Below are 19,302 nucleotides of genomic sequence, written 5' to 3' on the forward strand. Positions count from 1 at the left end.
TGGCAATAATAGAATTTTAAATTAACGCTATTTTTTACCAAATTTTGATAAATGTCATAGGATAATACCGCTATTTCGCAAATAATAATCATTATCATTTATTTTTTTGGGAAAGAAGATATTATGTGTAAGTTCAAGAAAATCGCTCAACAAACAATACTGACTTCACTTTGTTCAACCATGGTATTGAGTCAATACTCGTTAGCAGACAATAGGCCTGATGTGATATTAGTCACACCAAATAATGAATTATCTAAACATAGTGCATTGTCACCCAGTTACCAGCAGGAACAGAACAAATTAAATCAAACTGCTGGCGCAACGAATCTTGTTGTTCCCGATCAAGAAAATAGGCTATCGACTCTGCAAGATGCATTGGATTATCAACCCGGTATTATTATTCAGAATTTTTTTGGTGGGATAGATCAACCACGATTGAATATTCGCGGTTCTGGCGTTCAAAGTACGCCTCTTTCACGGGGTGTTTTACTATTGCAAGACGGTTTGCCTATTAATGATGCTGACGGCGATTTCAATATCAGTACGCTCGATATGCGAGATGCCCGATTGATTTCTATTTATCGCGGTGCCAACAGTAGTCATCCACAAAGTAATAGTTTAGGGGGAGAGCTGAATTTTATCTCGTTCACAGGAAAAGATGATAATGGTACTGCTCGCTATGAATATGGAGCATATGGTCGACAAGCCACTCAAATTGCTATAGGCAATAGTAGTGAGTCATATGGTATTGACGGCCGATTGAGTTTATCTTATGACCATTTCGACGGTTACCGTCATCATTCAACCTCACAGCGTAAAACAGCTCGAGCGAATTTTGGCTTTACTTCTGATAATGTTGAAAACCGCACATGGCTGAGTTGGACAGATGTACGCTTTAATATTCCTGGACCACTTTCGCAAAGTAAATCAAAACACTCTCCTAGGGCAATTGAAAACATTATCACGCTAACCGACCCGCATCGCCATACCGAGCAAGCCCGTATAGCTAATCGGACTAATTGGACTTTTGGCGATCAATCTCTTGAACTCGGTGTCTGGCACCAGCAAACTCATGATAATTTTATTACACCAGCCGATTACACATTAAGTCATAGTCGCACCACCGGTACTGAGCTGGCTTATCAATCCAAATTTAACGACATTACGTTTCATAGCGCTCTTGCTTGGGATAAAACAAATTTGGATCGCAAGTTATTGATGAATCGACGTAATACACCAATGTTTAAACGTCTGCTTGGTAACTATACAGCCGTTGCAGAAAACATGAATGGTGCAATCGGCACATCTTGGAATATTAATGACGCTTGGCAGTTAAACCTAGATACCAAAGTTACGCACGCCAAACGAAATGTCGATACTCGCCATAGCAATAATAAGCTCAATCAGTCATGGACATTTTGGTCACCCAAAATTGGGATAATTTGGACGCCGACAAGTGATAACCGCTTTTATGGCAACTTAAGTACCAGTAACGAGCCGGCATCATTTCGTGAAATTATTACCAGCAATGGAAGAAAAGCACAACTAAATAAGCTTGATCGCCAAAAAGGTATCACCGCTGAAATTGGCGGTAGCGGTAAAATTATTGAGAATGTAAATTGGGATGTAGCTTTATATCGCAGCATTATTAAAGATGAATATATTTCTGCTTATGATGCTAATGGCAATACCGTAGGCATATCCAATTATGGCAGTAAAACCCGTCATCAAGGCATTGAAGCGGGTATAAAAGGCTTGTTACCTTCAGTCTTAAACAGGGGGGATATCGAATATCGTTTATCTTGGACTTATAGCGATTTTCGTTTTCAAGGCGGGCAATATAATCATCATTATATTGCAGGCATTCCGAGAAATATCATCAATGCTGAATTACTCTATAAAATAGATAACTGGACGTTTGGCCCTAATTTACACTGGTCACCGACTAACACGCCGGTTGATCACGCTAACAATATGCATATTCAGTACCGTGATCAATATGCTGTTTTTGGATTTAAGATAAATTATCAAAACCCTAAAGGCTGGTCAGGTTACATAATTGCCGATAATCTAACCAACAAACGTTATGCAAGTGCATCAGTTGCTAATCACGTAGTTGCATCAAAAAATGACATGACGTTATTTAGTGCAATGGGCTTTAATCTTAATGGTGGGATTGTTTATCACTTTTAATCGCTACCTACATATTATCATCTGACAGGATAACTATGGTGTCGTTGTCAGATGAGATAACAATTAAAATGAACGCTTGGAAGGTAGCGTTAACCCCTTCAGGTAGGCCGGCTTTAATACTTTAATAGAATGATTCTCAACTTTGATGATCTGATCTTTTCGCCAACTAGAGATAAGACGGCTTAATGTCTCATAACGCATACCCAACTTAGTTGCCAACTGACTGCGTGATATTGGTAATACAAATTGATAGGTATTTGTTGGGTTAGTACATAACGATAAAAAATAAGCCGCTAATCTTTGCTCTGCTGAGCTTGATGTTAACCAATCAATATTATTAATCTGTTCATATAATTTAGCACTAAAATTAACCAGTAAGCGCTGCATAATAATTGGGTGATCATGACAAACTTTAAGTAAACTGCTCTTATCAATCAAGAGTAAAGAACAGTCGGTTTTAGCTCGAATCGTCATTGGAAAACGGTTATGTGGCATAAAAATTGCGGCAATGGCGACCAATTGATAACTTGAGAATATACCGAAAATTTTTTCTTCACCGAGATAAGTATTTCGATATACTTCAACTTGCCCCCTAATCACCAGAGCACATCCCGATAAAGGCATCCCTTCATGCCCAAACATATCACCGATATCAAGTTCCATATACTGTGCAGTTTCAATGATTGGCAACAAAGCGCCATGGGTTAATCCATTAAATAATTTAACTTGGCTTAACCAATCAAAAATTTGTTGTTCGGTGGGTCTATTTTTGACAAATGTCATAGGTTTTACCTAAAGATACTTTTAAAATAAATTTAATATAGTTGATAACAATTCTTATTTCAACACTTAACTTTTTAATAACCCCATGAAATATATGGGTTTATTAAAAATAATCACTAACAATTTAAAGTACAAGGTTCGACTTTCGATAGGAGTATACAATGTCACACAACACGATTACCCCCGCTCAAGCACTTGAACTCAATTCATTAATTACGCCAACTGAACAAGGCATTGCAAGCCGTGTTTTAGCAAAAACAACAGGCGGTAATTTAACGTTATTTGCTTTCGATAAAGGACAAGGGTTATCTGAGCATAGCGCCCCTTTCGATGCAATTGTTATGGTGATCGAAGGCGAATTGACATTAACGATTGATGGACAACCTGTTACAGCAAAACCCGGCACTATTGTCAGAATGCCAGCCAATATTCCTCATGCCGTTGAAGCGCCACAAGCGGCGAAAATGCTTTTAGTCATGCTAAGAGAAATCAATTAAACGACAATTAAGGAATAAAGATGAACAGCAATAAAGAAGCCGGGCATAAATTCCTTGCTAAATTAGGGAAAACCCGATTACGCCCGGGAGGTAAAAAAGCCACCGAGTGGTTATTTAAGCAAGCGCTCTTTACGCCACAAATGCAGGTACTTGAGATTGCTTGCAATATGGGCACAACCTCTATGGAGATTGCTAAGCGTTTTGGCTGCCATATTACAGGTATTGATATGGATAAGTTGGCTTTAGCAAAAGCAGAGGAAAATATTCGAAAAAATAAATTAGACCACTTAATCCACATCCAGCAAGCTGATGCATCAAAACTGCCGTTTGCGGATAACAGCTTTGATATAGTGATTAATGAGGCGATGCTTACAATGTATGCCGATAAAGCCAAAAATCATCTATTAAAAGAGTATTATCGTGTATTAAAGCCAGGTGGGAAATTACTTACCCATGATATTATGCTGGTTAACCCAAAACAGTCTGAGCAAATTATCAAGCATATTCGTCATGCAATCAATGTTAATGCTCAACCAACCAGCATTGAATCATGGTATCAATTATTTAACGATGCCGGATTTGTTGATATTAAATCCGAGCATAATGCAATGACATTGATGTCGCCAAAAGGGATGTTATACGACGAAGGTCTGTTTGGCACACTAAAAATCATTCGCAACGCCTTGCGCAAACAAAATCGCGCACAATTTTTTAAAATGTTTAAGACGTTTAAACATCATCATGACCAACTTAATTATATTGCAGTTTGTAGCACTAAAGCTTAATCAACAAGTTAATTGAGATACATGTTTATTTCCAACAATAGTCCTTTGGAACTTGGGGTTATGGTTAATGCCATAACCCTATTTTTTTATCTGCCAAAACCCAAAACGATAAAATCCCTAATCACTCAGCAATAGGCAAGCAAGTTGACGGGGAATATCATGACTTCATAGCATTTTTTTGCTATAGTGAACACCATTTTATTTAACTTGGATTAATCATAACCCATGGAAACTATTCCTAATTGCCCAGTTTGCCAATCTGAACACACCTATCACGATGGCACCTTTTACGTTTGCCCTGAGTGTGCTCATGAGTGGGATCCGAATCAAACAGCCTCATCTGAAGACGAACGACAAGTAAAAGACAGTAATGGTAATTTACTTGCTGACGGTGATGATATTATTTTAATTAAGGATCTTAAATTAAAAGGTTCATCTACTGTACTTAAAAAAGGTGCCAAAGCGAAAGGTATTCGTTTAGTTGACGGTGATCATGAAATTGATTGTAAAATCGATGGCATGAAAATCATGTTAAAAGCTTGTTTTGTAAAAAAAGCTTAATCCCACCGCTGTTTAATGCTGGTTTTACCAGCATTAAGTATCACTGCTGTTATGCATACGTTTTCATTAACTGTCATCTCTGTTTTTCTCTTTAAATAACATCTTAAGCCAATTTTATACTTAAACACCTACAAAATCTGAAAGTTCTTGACAAAAAATCTCTTTAAACTTTAAACATCTGTTTCATTTTTCTGTTTTTTAATTAACAAAAAACCATAACATAGCTGAAATATGCTCAAACATCTGTTCAAAAATAAGCTCTGAAAAATGTGGTAGTGTGGAAATTAAATAGGTTAACATTGCTAAGCCTAATAATAGGGTTATCGGATAACCGATTACAAAAATGGAGAGTTGCGGTGTGATTGAATCAACTTTTTACTTAAACACCTATAAAATCTGAAAGTTCTTGACAAAAAATCTCTTTAAACTTTAAACATCTGTTTCATTTTTCTGTTTTTTAATTAACAAAAAACCATAACATAGCTGAAATATGCTCAAACATCTGTTCAAAAATAAGCTCTGAAAAATGTGGTAGTGTGGAAATTAAATAGGTTAACATTGCTAAGCCTAATAATAGGGTCATCGGATAACCGACTACAAAAATGGAGAGTTGCGGTGTGATTGAATTAATTTTTTACTTAAACACCTATAAAATCTGAAAGTTCTTGACAAAAAATCTCTTTAAACTTTAAACATCTGTTTTCATTTTTCTATTTTTTAATTAACAAAAAACCATAACATAGCTGAAATATGCTCAAACATCTGTTCAAAAATAAGCTCTGAAAAATGTGGTAGCGTGGAAATTAAATAGGTTAACATTGCTAAGCCTAATAATAGGGTCATCGGATAACCGACTACAAAAATGGAGAGTTGCGGTGTGATTCGGTTTAATAGCCCTAAAGCTAAGTTGACTATCAATAGTAATGTCAGTAATGGTAATGCTAGCATTAAACCATTGATAAAGAGCAAACCACTGATCTCGATGACGGTTAAATAACCATTGTGATTTAAAGGATCGGCGGCTATTGGAATAATATTAAAGCTATTTGATAAGCCATACAACAACCATAAATGGCCGTCGAGATTTAAAAAAATCAGTAAGGCGATTACATTAATTAATCTTGATAACACAGATGTGGAAGGCCCTCCTATGGGATCAAAAAAAGTTGCCATGCCTAATCCCATTTGCATAGAAATCAATTCGCCGGAAAACCGCATAGAGATAAACGCTAACTGCATAGCAAAACCAATCATCACACCAATCATAATTTGCTGAGCAATCACCCAAATCGCAGTTAAAGAGTATATCGATAAGTCATCACTAAGCGGTGGAGACGGCAACAGCATCGCAATGATTAAGGCTAATGCTATTTTTACACGGTTAGGCACCTCTTTTTCACCAGTAATGGGCGCAACCATAATCAAAGCCAAAATACGCACAAAGGGAAAGAAGCAACCTTTAATCCAAGAGAAGAAATCGATATTGAAAAGCGTCTGAATATCCATAACGCTTAACTGGTTAAATTAGGAATATCAGTAATAACAATCCGAATATAGTCAATCATTGTCGAAAGCATTGTTGGGCCTAAAATGATTAACACCACAATAACCGCTATAATTTTAGGAATGAATGATAACGTCATTTCGTTAATTTGGGTTGCTGCCTGCAATAAACTGATAATTAAACCGGTAATTAAAGCAGCTAACAGTATTGGACCAGCCAATGAAGCGGCAACTTTAATCGCTTGCATGGCTAACGTGCTAATATATTCAGAGGGCATATCGTTCCTTAATCAAATCGCTATTAGCTAAAAAAACTTTGTGCTAAAGAGCCTAATAACAGGTGCCAACCATCTGCTAACACAAATAACATTATTTTAAATGGTAGGGAAACCGTTGCCGGAGGAACCATCATCATCCCTAGCGCCATTAAGGTGCTGGCAACCACTAGATCTATGACTAAAAAAGGAATAAACAAGGTAAATCCGATCTGAAATGCGGTTTTTAATTCACTGACCACAAAAGCCGGTACAAGCACAGTTAATGGAATATCGTCACGAGTTTGAATATCACCAGCATGCGACATATTAACAAACAGTGCTAAATCGTTTTCACGTGTCTGGCTTAACATAAATTCACGTAGTGGTTTGCTGGCGCTGGCTAACCCCTCTTGCATGGTAATTTGATTTTGTGAATAAGGAAGATACGCATCGTGATAGATTTTATCGGTCACTGGCGACATAATAAAAAAAGTCATAAACAGTGCAATACCTAAAATAACCTGATTAGGCGGGGCTGACTGAGTGCCCAGCGCATTACGTAATAAACCTAAAACAATGATGATGCGTGTAAAACTCGTCATCAATAACAAAATAGCCGGTATGAATGTCAGTAAAGTCAGAAACACTAAAGTTTCAACAGGTAGTGACCAACTTTGTACACCATTAGATGATGTCTGAGTCATAATCGACAGCGGCGTGACATCAGCAGAACTATAGAAACTAAATAACAATAAGCTGAGCAAAATAACCCATTTTGACCACACTATTTGTTACTCCTTTTTAGATTTTAACGCTGACTGTAATAGTTGGTGAAACAAGCTATCTTTTTCACTTTCATTCGTTTCGGGTGGTTTGGCTAACAGCATTTCGGTTCGCTGCTCATTGATCGTATGCAGTAGTGTCATTTGATGTGGCGTGATACCCACAACAAGGAGTTTATGATCGACATAAATGAGAACAACCCGTTCTTTAGGACTAATGTTGAAAGTAGCTTTAACTTCCATAAGTTGTCCGCCACGCTTTTTCCAGTTAATACGTTTAACCAACCAAGCTAACAACACAATCATTGCTATCACACCGATTAATGAAATTGCGAACGATGAGCCGACTTGTGAATAAAAATTCATATCAGAGGGCATTGTTGTTGAACTGGTACTTGCCATAGTTGGCGCTGTTATGTTATTCATTAGCGACTCAATCGGCGTACACGTTCTGAAGGCGTAATAATATCGGTTATGCGTACGCCATAATTATCACCGACCACCACAATTTCACCTTGAGCAATTAAATAACCATTAATTAATATATCTAATGGCTCACCGGCTAATCCGTCTAAAGCAATCACTGAACCTTGTGTTAGATTTAATAGATCTTTAATTGCCATTTTAGTTCTGCCAAGCTCGACACTTAAGTTAACCGGAATATCCAAAATAAGATTTATATCTTGTTTTTTCACTTCGGATTGTTGTGGTGATAATGTTTCAAAGATCACATCTTGTGTGGTTGGCTTATCATTTGTTTCATTTTGAGATTGAGTATCATCGCTATTTTGTTTGATATCAGTCATTGAACACTCCTTCATTCAATTGTTCTAATACAGGATTACTTACCTGTTCTACTTGAATTGCATATTGTTTATTCACTCGACCATAATGCCCTTTTAATACCGGCACACCGCCAATTGTGACATCAAGGCTATCAGGCTTTTCTATATCTAAAATATCATTGACTTTTAATGCCAATAGTTTTGCGACAGTCGTTTGAATTTGAGTGAAGTTGGCGACTAATTCAACGGTTGATTGTTTAATACCACTGGTTAAAGAGCTCATCCAAACATTGTCATCTTGATAAGTTTGTTGCTCAATCGGTGGTTTAATTAATAACTCTTTGATAGGTTCAACCATTGCATAAGGAATGCAGATACAAAACGTAGCTTTACTGTTTCCAATCTCCACTTTGAACGTTGTGGCTAAAACCACATCGTCAGGTGAGCTGGTGATATTAGTAAATTTGCTTTGTACTTCTGATCGAATATATTCTGTTTCAATAGTGTAAATATCTGTCCAAGCATTTTGATAAATCGTTAATGCAAGCTCTAATACCCGTTTAATAATCTGTTGCTCAGTATGGGTAAATTCTCGCCCTTCGGTTTCCACTTTGGCGGCATGCCCATCACCACCAAATAGCGTATCGACGACAATAAAAACAATTTCAGGTGAAAATGAAAATAAACTTGTGCCCCGTAAAGGATTAAGGTGAACTAAATTTAAATGATAGGTAGATGAAACTTCTGAAAATTCTTTAAACGTTTGTGTTTCAATTGGCGAAGCAATCACGTCAGTATTACGGCGCAATAAATTGAATAAACCAATCCTAAATTGCCGGGCAAAACGTTCATTAATAATTTCTAATGCCGTTAAACGCTCAGGAATAAAACTATGTTTAACCGATAAATCATAAGGTTTTACTTCGGTTTTTTTACCTTGTAGGGTTTGAGTATCAAATCCGTTATCATTTTTTTTCATTGATGAACTATCCAATAACTCGGTATCGGAAGGCTCACTATTATTGACAGTAGATTTGAACTTATCGGACATAGAAATCACCGTATAATAAAATCAGTAAATAATACTTCATCAATTTTTACCTTATGTTTTGCATCATATTGGCGTGATAAAGCTGTCTTAATTTGTTCTTGTAAATCGATTTTGCCGGCTTCTTTTTTAAGATCACTGACATACTGCTTAGAAGTTAAAAGTAATACATCGCTTCTTACTTCCGGTAGATATTCTAATAACACCGTTTTTTGCTCTTCATTAGCAACGCGTAATACCATACCAACATAGAGAATTTTATTAATATCAACACTCTCTTCTGAGGTTGGTAGTGATATAGTGAAAGGTTTTAATGTTAAAAAAACCGGTGACACAATTTCCACCTCTTCTTGAGCCTGGACGGTATTTTTGGATTTATTTTGTAACCACAAATAAGCAGCAGCACCTAAGGCTAACAAAGTAATGAGAATAAGTATTAAGTTAAAAACACTTATTTTTTTTTGTGTAGTTGGCATAATTATTATTATCTCAATAAAAATAAAGAAAATTTATAGCTAAATAAATAGCAAAAAATTATAAAAATAATAAATCATGCAAAAAGAATTAATTTGAAGAATAGGCAATAAAAATACCACCTATTCGACCTTTTCAGCTTTTATTGATAACAGACATTAGATTATTAACATCATCACTATTTAAGCAAAGATACTGAGCCCGGAATAAGTCGATATCTTTTCTTGATGAGATTGCTCGATTGATTCATCAAAATCATCTGGTAGTAATTCATCCATAAATTCTTTATGTTGGGAATCACTGGATGATGGTTCTGAATCATTCTTCATTGAAAACTCTCTGATATCGGTATGCTGTAATGTCATCCCTTGCTCTTCAAGCGAAGTTTTAAGATAGGGTAATGCGGACTCCAATACGCCTTTAACGGCATTATGTGCAGCCAGCATTTGAAGATTAAGCTTATCATCAATCATAGCAAGTTTGATATGTAACGATCCTAATGTTTCCGGATGTAGTTTAATTTCAGCATTTTGTACACCTTGACGACAGATCATAGTGATTTTTTCAGTTAATGATGTTTGCCATTTTGAGACATCAATCGGCATCGGAAGTTTCATGGCAAAAACTTCCGAATTAGACATCGTAGACGGCAGTAAAGTAGTCAGAAAATTTTGCCCGTCAACCACATTAAAAAAAGAGGGTGATTGCTCTAAATTAATTGGGCTTATGTTTTCAATATTATTGAGCTGTTCCATTTGCTCAACAATAGAGTTAAAACTCGGTGTCGTATTTTGAGTATTGATACTAGTTTGCAAAGGTGAGAGATAACTTTGTACTTTATCAACGTTGGCATGCTCGATAGTTTGCTCGTCGCTGTTTGAATTTGATAAGTATGTCACCTGATCTTTCACCGAAGTTTTACTATAAAATTGCTCGCTTTCATTAATTGAAATAAGTAATCGTTGAGCTGATCGAATGTCAATCGCCGCATATTGCTCGCCACTATCTTCAACTACCCTATCTAACATCAACGAATCAGTCAATTTAGTATTGATTGTCGAGATGTGATCTTCACCCATTTCACCTTGATTGAATGAGCAATCAATTGTTAAGCTCGTTTGTTGTAAGTTAAACGTATCTAATGGATTAGCCATTGCGATTAAGATATCACTGACATCACCTTCATCATATTTATCGGCAATATCAGATTCAGCCGTTAGACCATTTTCGGTGGCAACTATTTGCTTTTGGTTTTGCGCTAAAAGTTGCTGAAATAACTCACCGTCAGCAAACGACGGATCGGTTTGATTAAATTCTAGTTGTTGAGATGTGTTTAATGATATATCACTGGTGAGATTAATATTCATTCAATGCTCTCCTTGCTAATTGCTGTTGGGCAAATTCATCGGTCATTTTTTGCTGTAAACGACTTTGCTGTTGCATATATTTTTGATGTTGTTTATTGAGCAGCGTTGTAAAAGTATTTAAATTTTTTTGCGATTGATTAAGTTCATTGGTGATCTTTTTTTGTTTGATATCCAACGTTAATAACAACTTTTTTTGTTGTTCAATACCATGTTCAATTGCTGAAATAAATGCATTAAAATTACTTAACTCACACCCTTTAATGCCGTTTGATAGTGCATCATTTAATCGTTGTTGATATTCGGTATAATAATCATTTAATACATTAAGCTGCGACTGCGCATTACGTTGATTATCATGAGCATGTTTCAATTTTATTAATGTGTTATCAACCGATTTTTGGGCTAATTTTTTTAACGTTAAAAATGCAAATTGTCCCGGATTTTGCTTATTCATTATTATTTCCTAACTGACAACTTAAGAACCAACTATACTTAACAACTGCTGATAAGCTTCTTGATAACTACAATGCTCATCAATCCCTTGTTGTAAAAAATGCTGCATCGCCGGAAACAACTTGATTGCTTGATCTAATAATCGATCGGTGCCCGATACATAAGCCCCCACATTAATCAAATCACGATTACGCTGAAAGCTGGAAAAAAGTTGTTTAAATAAACGTGATTTTCGTTCATCTTCCGGTGCAGTCAAATCGGTCATTACACGGCTGATCGACGCTTCTATGTCAATAGCAGGGTAATGCCCTGATTCTGCAAGCTGGCGTGACAATACAATATGACCATCTAAAATTGCTCTTGCCGAATCGGCAATTGGGTCTTGCTGATCATCGCCTTCTGTTAATACCGTATAAAAAGCGGTAATTGCACCTTTACCTTGCGCATCATTACCCGCTCGCTCAACTAAGGCCGGTAGTTTGGCAAAGACGGACGGTGGATACCCTTTAGTAGCAGGCGGTTCACCAATTGCCAAAGCGATTTCTCGTTGCGCCATGGCATAACGGGTTAAAGAATCCATGATGAGTAACACATTGAATCCTTGTTCTCGAAAGTTTTCGGCAATTTTGGTGGCGTAGGTTGCACCTTGTAAGCGCAGTAAAGGCGAAACATCAGCAGGAGCGGCGACCACAACTGATCGGGTAAGTCCTTCTTCACCAAGGATATTTTCAATAAAATCTTTAACTTCTCGTCCACGTTCGCCAATTAATCCTACAACAATAATATCGGCCTTTGTATAACGAGCCATCATGCCCAGTAATACACTTTTACCCACACCGGAACCGGCAAATAATCCCATCCGTTGTCCTTGACCAACAGTAAGTAAAGCATTAATAGCTCTAATGCCAACATCTAACACCTGACTAATAGGCGTGCGTTGTAGTGGATTGAGTGATTTACTGGCTAATCCTTCATATTCGATATGTTCTGACAACGGTTTTCCGTCAAGTGGTTTACCCATTGCATCAACCACTCGCCCTAATAAGCCCATACCAATTGGCAAAACTTTATGACTAAAATGGGCTAAATCGTATTGGGAGGTATATACTCTGGCACCAAGCAAAATACCGTCAGTTGATTCAAAAGGCATTAAATATAGTGTTTGCTCATTGAAACCAACAACCTCACACTCAACCGCTTCAATTTTTCCATGCGTTTGTCGCTCTACAAAGCAGTTTGAGCCTAACGGTAGTTTTAATCCGACCGCTTCTAAGACTAATCCGGATGCTTTAACTAATCGCCCATATTGCCGAATCAAAGATAAAGATTGCAGTTGCGTTGTTGCCCGATCAATCTTAGCCATCCATTGAGAACCAAACGCCACGCTATTGCTTATCCCCATGTATACATTCAGACATTATTTGCCATTGTTCGGCAATACATGCATCAATTTCATTGGTATCAGTAAATACCTTGCACCCACCCGGCTCAATGCTGGCATCTGGAACAATTTGCCATTCATTTTGATTAATTTGCTCATTCAACAGAGGCTCTAGCCATTGCAAATCACTCGGATTAAGATGCAATGACAGCGGTTTGGATAACATTGAACACTCTTGAACTAGCGCTTTAATTGTCTGCATTAATTGTTTTTGCCGCACTTTGGTGATAGAGCCAACTGTTTTTTCGGCAGCAACTAAGGCCAAATCAAATAATTTAGGTACGATTAGTGCATCAATATCATCGATAGCTTGCTGAAAATTGGTTACTAAATTGCTAATTGATTTAACAGCATTTAATTTTTCATCATTAAGCTGCTCCTCAATTTGGGCTCGCCCTTCTTGTTGACCAAGTTGATAACCTTGCTCATAACCGGCTTGATGACCAACGTTAATCCCCTCTTGTTTGCCTAAATTAAATCCTTCTTGATAAGCTTGTTCTTTGGTTTGCTGCCTAATATTTTCCAACTCTCGCTCAATTTCCAGCGGATCGACTTGCATAACAGCCGGCTCAGCTTCAACTTCTGCAAGCGAGTCCAGTTCGACAATGTCTAACTCGTGTATTGGTTTTGTTAATTGTGATAATTCTGATGCGGATAAATCTTGAAAATTTAGCGGTTGCCAACTTATCGCATTTGAATGATTAGACATATTCATCATCACCACTACTTAAGATCATTTCACCGGTTTCAGCTAACCTACGTGCAATAACCAAAATTTTCTTCTGTTCAGTTTCAACTTGTGACAATCTAACAGGCGGTCGATTTTCTAAATCTTCACGCAAGATAGATGCAGCACGTTGCGACATATTACTTAATAATTTTTCACGTAATGAGAGTGATGCGCCTTTTAATGCAATAATTAATGTCTCGTTATCAACTTCTTTGAGTAAACGTTGGATACTTCTATCATCAACTTCAACCAGATTTTCAAATAAGAACATTTCGTCAATAATTTTCTGTGCAAGCTCACCGTCATAATCACGCAATGCGTTGATAACCAGCTCTTCTTGCTGTGATTTCATCAAGTTAATGATTTCAGCCGCAGTGCGGATACCACCAAGATTGTTCAATTTAATATTTTGTCCGTGTAGTAAGGTTGATAACGAAGTAGACAGGACTTGTAATGCTGAAGGTTCAACACCACCAAAGGTTGCAATACGTAACATCACATCATTACGCAACTCATCATCAAATAGATTTAATATTTCAGCGGCTAAATCACGATTGAGATGAACTAATATGGTTGCAATAATTTGTGGGTGCTCTTTTTTCACCAAATCAACTGCCCGTGCTGCATCAACAAAATTAAGCATTTCAAGCCCGTCTGTTGCTTCCTCACGGTCTGTTTTCAACAATTCATCAAGTAATCGGCCGGCTTTTTCACTACCAATCGATTTTTCGAGTATTGAACGCAAATAGCCGTTGGTATCGGTATTTAATACCGCACACTCTTCAAGTGTGACTTGACACTCATTAAGTATGCCTTTTAATTGATCTTGCGAAAATTGTGGCAAAGACATCATTGCGCTACTAATTTGTTGTACTTCTTTTGGGCTGAGGTACTGCATAACCTGAGAGGCAAGATCCTCACCCAACACCATTAAAACTGTCGCTGCTTTTTGGGATTGACTTAAGGTCATTATTCGGAGCCCTCATTATTTAACCAACCACGTATAATTAACGCCATTACACGAGGATCTTTCTCGACAATCTTACGAATATATTGTTGCTGCTGCATGTTATCTTCAAAGATTTTCTGTTGTTGTTTACTGTGTGCTTTGTAATCTAATTTCTCTTCTCCACTTGATGAAGCATCAGAAGATTGATTAGTCGAATGCAATAACTGTCGCTGTAATTTTATCCATAATGAACGTAACATTTTCTTCCACGCAAACCATGCAATTAAAATATAAATCAGATATTTAATGCCCATTTTGAGCAAATCATAAAATTCATACGAATTTAAAAAAGCAAAGGTTTGATTATCATCATCAACCTGATCGGTAAATTTTAGATTGGCCACGGTCAGACTATCGCCTCGTAGATCAGAAAAGCCCATAGCTTGACGAGCTAATGCTTCTATATTGGCAAGTTCATCTTTATCTAGCTTTACCCACTGCTCTGTCGCTTCTTTTGCGCTGTCATCTTGCTTGTCATCCGTTTTTTCAATTTGCTCTGTATTGACAAACTTATAATTGACCAAAACAGCAACCGATAAACGTTTAATGCGTCCTTCCGGTATTTTGCTGTGAACAACTTGACGATTAACTTCAAAGTTCAATGTATTATTGGTTTGTAAGTTGTAGTTTTGTTGTTTATTGTTTTTATCTTCTTTATCACTTTGTTCATCAATAGGGGCGCTTGAATTAGGTACCGGCTGATTAGATAAAGCACCCGGCACACCACCAATACCACTGTTAGCAGCTAATTGCCGATTTTCTACTTGTTGCTTACTGCGAACAGTTTGATTAGCCATATCACTATTAGGGTCAAAGGTTTCTGATGTGGATTCTTGACGACTAAAATCGACTTCCGCATTAACCTGTACCATGACATTTGATTTACCTAAGATAGGAATAATAATTTTTTCTACCCGCTCACGAATACCGGTTTCGATTCGTTCACTAAATTCCAACTGTGCAACATTAACATTACTGTCACGGTATTTTTCACCCGTTAATAAATGACCACGCTGATCAATAATCGTGACTTTATCCGCTTGTAATTCAGGTACACTACTTGAAATTAAATGAATAATGGCATCAATTTGACCTTGTGATAAACTTCGTCCGGGTAATAAAGTGAGAGCAACCGATGCTGACGGGAATTTTCGTTCTCTGACAAATAATGAAGGTTTAGGCATAGCTAAATGGACTCTAGCATCATCAACACTGCTGATAATTGAAATCGTTCTTGATAGCTCGCCTTCTAACGCTCGTTGATAATTAATCTGCTCATTAAATTGGCTCATCCCAAAACTTTCTTTGTCGAGCAATTCAAATCCAACTGCCCCACCTTTTGGCAGTCCTTGCTGAGCAATACGTAAACGGGTCTGATAAATTTTATCTTCAGGTATTAATATGGTTGAGCCAGATGATGAAAATTGATAAGGGATATTCATTTTATCAAGTTGGCTAATGATTTCACCGCCATCTTTATCATTTAGATTGCTAAACAAAACCCCATAATTATCATCTTTAAGCCATAAATAGGCGATACTACTTATTGCCACTATCACTACCCCAATGATAAGCAATAGCATTTTACGATTTTGTTTGAATTGATTGATAAAAGGTAACTTATTAAATAAAGACTTGCCTTTATTACCAACAGTCTGGCTATCCATAAATATCCTAATTCTAAACTGATCAGATTAATTCTATGCTCTATTATCAGTCTATTTAGAAAATTCAATAGCTAAAAAAGCCGACCCTTTTCCCCTTAGTTATCCCTTTTAAATTTTTAGCAATATGATAATTTCATTACCACGTCAATTAAGCTCAACAAAAGTACTTTGCCTATCAATGAATACAATCAATACATTTAATCCTCCTCAGCTAATAGCATTATCACCAGCAACCAATACCTTCTCGAAACAACCTTTGTCAGATAATCAAAGTTTTGCTGCGCATTTAAATTTAGCTTTAAACAAAATTAGTGATGCACAAATTTTGGCAAATAATCAAGCCAAAGCTTTCGAAATGGGAGAGCCCAATATTTCATTGAATGAAGTTATGGTCAATCTCCAAAAATCCTCAGTATCGTTACAATTTGGTATTCAAGTTCGTAATAAACTGGTTTCGGCATATCAAGAGATAATGAATATGAATGTTTAATTATTGATGTTTATTATCAATAATTAACTTTTTGTTTTTTAGGTATTTGCTGATTTGATGTAAAAGCCAATTTATTGCTAATCGCAGCAGCTAATAAGCAAAAATCAGCTTCAACAGTTTAGTGGTAGGATTTTATCAACGCTATTGCCCGACTTACATTAAGCTGGCAATTTCTTGATAACGACTTATTTTATTTTGATAATCAACCTGTTCACCAATCAACTCTTTGAGCTGAGTATGGCGAGTGATAACCAGTTGAGTTAATTGTTGTTGATAGCTAAATATATTTTTAACGTACATTTTCACCATATCTTGATGTTGTTGCGGTATTTTATCAATTTCAGTTAAATCTTCGTTGAACATAATACGTTTGGCTAGTTGAACATATTTTGGTTGCCAACTTAATAATAATTCCCAATCATTATTACGCGCATTAATTAACATCTGTTCAATGACATAATTAAACTGTTCATATTTTTCTAATAATGCAGTAGTGTTCACAATAAATTCCTTTTTATTTTGCAATCTCACGCCAAGCATCAGCAATGTTGTTTAACAAATCATAACAAGTTTGTAGCTTATCTTGGCTATTATGTAGATTGGCTAAAACTAATTGTTGACTGATATAGTGATATAAACGATCTAAGTTTTCGGCAATTTCACCACCTTGTTCAAGATCTAAAGCGCTTTTAAGACCATTATCGACAATATTAATCGCTTTGGATATCGCTTTACCTTTACCGGCAATGTCGCCTTTTTGGATATATAAGTTAGCTAACTTTATGGCATTAAGTGCCCCATCAAATAATAAAACGATTAGTTGATGAGGTGAGGCTTGACTAACACAGGTTTCTAAATTAACTTGCTGATATGCTTGAGAGCCAACTTTATACATCTTTATTCCTTACTTTATTTTTTCAAATTTGCCATCATTTCAAATTGTGTGGTCAAATAGTTACTCATGCTATCTAAAGAGCTGATTAATACATCTAATTTTGTAAATTGAACTCGATAACGCTCAACTGTTTGTTCTATTGAATTATTGACCTGTTCATAGCGTTTATCCAATGATTTTAATGTTGAATTTAAACCATTAGTGGCAGAATCAATCATCCCATCACTATCAATAAAACTACTTACTTTAGCGAAAACTTCATTGGCAATACCGGTTGTTTCACCATCACCAATAAATAAGCCCGCCACTGCGTCACTATTTTCATTGAGTACTTTCTGTAGTTGATTTTGATTAATGGTTAAAGTGCCACTATTATCCATATTAATGCCAATTTGAGCTAAAACAGAAAATTCGCCCGATTGTCCTTTTGCAAATATTGAGCGGATACTTTGATCAATATTACGCAATGTCGAGTCACCAATAAGTGGGCCATTTGTATTGTTTAATTCGCTTGAATTTCCGTCTTTAGCCGTAAACTGCGTCAAAGTTGAAATGGTGGATTGTAATTGGTTAAATGCCTCAACCCATTGTTTAATTGCCTCTTGCGCTTTTTCATTATCGGCGGTGATAGCTAACGTTTGACTGGTTGTTGTGGTCGCCTTTAACGTGATATCCACACCAGCAACAACTTCTTTAACCGTATTTGAAGCACTGGTAATGGCAACACCATTAAAGGTAAATTTCGCATCTTGCGCCTTTGCAACTTGTGTCATGCTTGACGCTTCAGGCTGATTAATGTCAAATCCAATAGTATTATTTAATACTTCATCATCAGATGAAATCGAGGTAATTGTCTGCTGTTCACCTGTCTCTTTTGAGGTAATAACCAATTGATAGCTACCTGTTCCCGAACGTACCACTGAAGCATTCATGGTTGAGTCAGTTTGGCTACCGTCCTCATTAGTTACTTTGGCTTGATTAATGGCATTAGCAATTGACTCAAGCGATGTTTCATCATTATTTAAAGTAACACTCAGGCTTTTGCCATTTGCTTGTTCAATGGTAACTGTTCGTGTTTGATTGCCGTTACCTAAAGCACTATTTTTATCATTAACTGCCGTTGTTGACACACTATGAGCGGTGGCTAATTGGTCAACACTAACTGCATAGTTGCCTAAGATAGCTTTGCTATTTACATTAGTGGTAAAGAAATTGTCATTACCGGTTGCTGTTCGGCTATTAAAGAGTTCTTTATTTTGAAGCTTTTGAGTGGCAGTATTAAAAGTTGTTAATGCACTTTTTAATTTACCAAAACCACTAATTTTGGCATTAATCGCCTTTTGTTGAGCAGCAATAGGGGTTAAACGTGCTTTTTCAACTGCTTCTAACTGATTTAAAACTTCATTAAGGTCAATGCCTGAACCTATTCCCAAAATACTCATTGACATAACTAAACCCATCTTTTGTCTTTATTCAATATTTTGTATATCGGCCAATTGAGCAAAAAGTTTAACGATTTACAATGATCTTTATTATAGGCACATAAGGACATTATTATTTTTAATTAAATAAAATTAGAAAA

The 19,302-nt window shown here is 36.5% G+C and carries 24 protein-coding genes; 5 read left to right on the plus strand and 19 right to left on the minus strand.

All coding sequences use genetic code 11. From position 1 onward, the window contains the following. Positions 1 to 123: 123 nt before the first annotated feature. Positions 124 to 2,193: a TonB-dependent receptor domain-containing protein gene (locus GYM74_RS11415; RefSeq protein WP_220218325.1), complete on the plus strand. Its 2,070-nt coding sequence runs from the start codon at positions 124 to 126 to the stop codon at positions 2,191 to 2,193. A gap of 63 nt (positions 2,194 to 2,256) precedes the next feature. Here the strand turns inward: GYM74_RS11415 and GYM74_RS11420 are convergent, their stop codons facing one another. Next, on the minus strand, positions 2,257 to 2,976 hold the full coding sequence (locus tag GYM74_RS11420) for a Crp/Fnr family transcriptional regulator (protein WP_220218326.1): 720 nt from the start codon (positions 2,974 to 2,976) through the stop codon (positions 2,257 to 2,259). A 161-nt stretch (positions 2,977 to 3,137) separates the two neighbouring features. On the opposite strand from GYM74_RS11420, the gene GYM74_RS11425 reads away from it, so the two are divergent. The 3 genes from GYM74_RS11425 to GYM74_RS11435 all read left to right on the plus strand — a co-directional run bounded on the left by GYM74_RS11425 (position 3,138) and on the right by GYM74_RS11435 (position 4,819). Next, positions 3,138 to 3,473 (plus strand): cupin domain-containing protein, encoded by a 336-nt coding sequence (locus GYM74_RS11425; RefSeq protein ID WP_220218327.1) that lies wholly within the window; start codon positions 3,138 to 3,140, stop codon positions 3,471 to 3,473. A gap of 20 nt (positions 3,474 to 3,493) precedes the next feature. Beyond that, complete coding sequence (locus GYM74_RS11430; RefSeq protein WP_220218328.1) at positions 3,494 to 4,258, plus strand: class I SAM-dependent methyltransferase; 765 nt, start codon at positions 3,494 to 3,496, stop codon at positions 4,256 to 4,258. 225 nt (positions 4,259 to 4,483) lie between these two features. Then, positions 4,484 to 4,819: a zinc ribbon domain-containing protein YjdM gene (locus GYM74_RS11435; RefSeq protein WP_220218329.1), complete on the plus strand. Its 336-nt coding sequence runs from the start codon at positions 4,484 to 4,486 to the stop codon at positions 4,817 to 4,819. Positions 4,820 to 5,017: 198 nt separating this feature from the next. Here GYM74_RS11435 and GYM74_RS12430 read toward each other — a convergent pair whose 3' ends face one another. The 15 genes from GYM74_RS12430 to fliF all read right to left on the minus strand — a co-directional run bounded on the left by GYM74_RS12430 (position 5,018) and on the right by fliF (position 16,335). Further along, positions 5,018 to 5,182, minus strand: a complete 165-nt coding sequence (locus tag GYM74_RS12430) for a hypothetical protein (protein ID WP_220219665.1) — start codon at positions 5,180 to 5,182, stop codon at positions 5,018 to 5,020. A gap of 94 nt (positions 5,183 to 5,276) precedes the next feature. Further along, a complete protein-coding gene (locus GYM74_RS11445) occupies positions 5,277 to 5,450 on the minus strand; it encodes a flagellar biosynthetic protein FliR (protein ID WP_220219666.1) in 174 nt (57 codons plus the stop codon). An 86-nt stretch (positions 5,451 to 5,536) separates the two neighbouring features. Beyond that, positions 5,537 to 6,325 (minus strand): flagellar biosynthetic protein FliR, encoded by a 789-nt coding sequence (fliR, locus tag GYM74_RS11450; RefSeq protein WP_220218330.1) that lies wholly within the window; start codon positions 6,323 to 6,325, stop codon positions 5,537 to 5,539. A gap of 5 nt (positions 6,326 to 6,330) precedes the next feature. Beyond that, positions 6,331 to 6,600, minus strand: coding sequence for a flagellar biosynthesis protein FliQ (fliQ, locus tag GYM74_RS11455; protein WP_220218331.1), 270 nt, complete (start codon positions 6,598 to 6,600; stop codon positions 6,331 to 6,333). Between the two features lie 23 nt (positions 6,601 to 6,623). Next, on the minus strand, positions 6,624 to 7,364 hold the full coding sequence (gene fliP, locus GYM74_RS11460) for a flagellar type III secretion system pore protein FliP (protein ID WP_305054781.1): 741 nt from the start codon (positions 7,362 to 7,364) through the stop codon (positions 6,624 to 6,626). A 6-nt stretch (positions 7,365 to 7,370) separates the two neighbouring features. Beyond that, on the minus strand, positions 7,371 to 7,787 hold the full coding sequence (fliO, locus tag GYM74_RS11465; RefSeq protein WP_220218332.1) for a flagellar biosynthetic protein FliO: 417 nt from the start codon (positions 7,785 to 7,787) through the stop codon (positions 7,371 to 7,373). Further along, complete coding sequence (gene fliN / locus GYM74_RS11470) at positions 7,787 to 8,167, minus strand: flagellar motor switch protein FliN (protein WP_366915680.1); 381 nt, start codon at positions 8,165 to 8,167, stop codon at positions 7,787 to 7,789. Before fliN ends, fliO begins: the two co-directional genes overlap by 1 nt. Continuing rightward, positions 8,160 to 9,125 (minus strand): flagellar motor switch protein FliM, encoded by a 966-nt coding sequence (fliM, locus tag GYM74_RS11475; RefSeq protein WP_370634073.1) that lies wholly within the window; start codon positions 9,123 to 9,125, stop codon positions 8,160 to 8,162. Before fliM ends, fliN begins: the two co-directional genes overlap by 8 nt. A 77-nt stretch (positions 9,126 to 9,202) precedes the next feature. Next, positions 9,203 to 9,670 carry a flagellar basal body-associated FliL family protein gene (locus GYM74_RS11480; RefSeq protein WP_220218335.1) on the minus strand — a complete coding sequence of 156 codons (468 nt, stop codon included), beginning with the start codon at positions 9,668 to 9,670 and terminating at the stop codon, positions 9,203 to 9,205. A 180-nt stretch (positions 9,671 to 9,850) separates the two neighbouring features. Beyond that, positions 9,851 to 11,035 (minus strand): flagellar hook-length control protein FliK, encoded by a 1,185-nt coding sequence (locus GYM74_RS11485; protein WP_220218336.1) that lies wholly within the window; start codon positions 11,033 to 11,035, stop codon positions 9,851 to 9,853. Beyond that, entirely contained in the window at positions 11,025 to 11,489 is a 465-nt protein-coding gene (gene fliJ / locus GYM74_RS11490; protein WP_220218337.1) for a flagellar export protein FliJ, read from the minus strand. The genes GYM74_RS11485 and fliJ overlap by 11 nt, the downstream gene beginning before the upstream one ends. A gap of 21 nt (positions 11,490 to 11,510) precedes the next feature. Continuing rightward, a complete protein-coding gene (gene fliI, locus GYM74_RS11495) occupies positions 11,511 to 12,890 on the minus strand; it encodes a flagellar protein export ATPase FliI (protein ID WP_370634012.1) in 1,380 nt (459 codons plus the stop codon). Continuing rightward, positions 12,874 to 13,638 (minus strand): flagellar assembly protein FliH, encoded by a 765-nt coding sequence (locus GYM74_RS11500; RefSeq protein ID WP_220218339.1) that lies wholly within the window; start codon positions 13,636 to 13,638, stop codon positions 12,874 to 12,876. Before GYM74_RS11500 ends, fliI begins: the two co-directional genes overlap by 17 nt. Continuing rightward, on the minus strand, positions 13,631 to 14,632 hold the full coding sequence (gene fliG, locus GYM74_RS11505; protein ID WP_366915682.1) for a flagellar motor switch protein FliG: 1,002 nt from the start codon (positions 14,630 to 14,632) through the stop codon (positions 13,631 to 13,633). The genes GYM74_RS11500 and fliG overlap by 8 nt, the downstream gene beginning before the upstream one ends. After that, positions 14,629 to 16,335 carry a flagellar basal-body MS-ring/collar protein FliF gene (gene fliF / locus GYM74_RS11510; protein WP_220218341.1) on the minus strand — a complete coding sequence of 569 codons (1,707 nt, stop codon included), beginning with the start codon at positions 16,333 to 16,335 and terminating at the stop codon, positions 14,629 to 14,631. The genes fliG and fliF overlap by 4 nt, the downstream gene beginning before the upstream one ends. Positions 16,336 to 16,513: 178 nt before the next feature. Between fliF and fliE the strand changes: the two genes are divergently transcribed. Further along, positions 16,514 to 16,825, plus strand: a complete 312-nt coding sequence (gene fliE / locus GYM74_RS11515; protein WP_220218342.1) for a flagellar hook-basal body complex protein FliE — start codon at positions 16,514 to 16,516, stop codon at positions 16,823 to 16,825. A gap of 153 nt (positions 16,826 to 16,978) precedes the next feature. Here the strand turns inward: fliE and GYM74_RS11520 are convergent, their stop codons facing one another. The 3 genes from GYM74_RS11520 to fliD are packed head-to-tail and all read right to left on the minus strand — an operon-like array spanning position 16,979 to position 19,168. Further along, positions 16,979 to 17,326 (minus strand): hypothetical protein, encoded by a 348-nt coding sequence (locus GYM74_RS11520; RefSeq protein ID WP_220218343.1) that lies wholly within the window; start codon positions 17,324 to 17,326, stop codon positions 16,979 to 16,981. Between the two features lie 13 nt (positions 17,327 to 17,339). Beyond that, on the minus strand, positions 17,340 to 17,720 hold the full coding sequence (fliS, locus tag GYM74_RS11525; RefSeq protein ID WP_220218344.1) for a flagellar export chaperone FliS: 381 nt from the start codon (positions 17,718 to 17,720) through the stop codon (positions 17,340 to 17,342). A gap of 14 nt (positions 17,721 to 17,734) precedes the next feature. Beyond that, positions 17,735 to 19,168, minus strand: coding sequence for a flagellar filament capping protein FliD (gene fliD, locus GYM74_RS11530; RefSeq protein WP_220218345.1), 1,434 nt, complete (start codon positions 19,166 to 19,168; stop codon positions 17,735 to 17,737). Positions 19,169 to 19,302 lie beyond the last annotated feature (134 nt).

The organism is Gilliamella sp. ESL0405 (assembly GCF_019469205.1).
Classification (GTDB): domain Bacteria; phylum Pseudomonadota; class Gammaproteobacteria; order Enterobacterales; family Orbaceae; genus Gilliamella.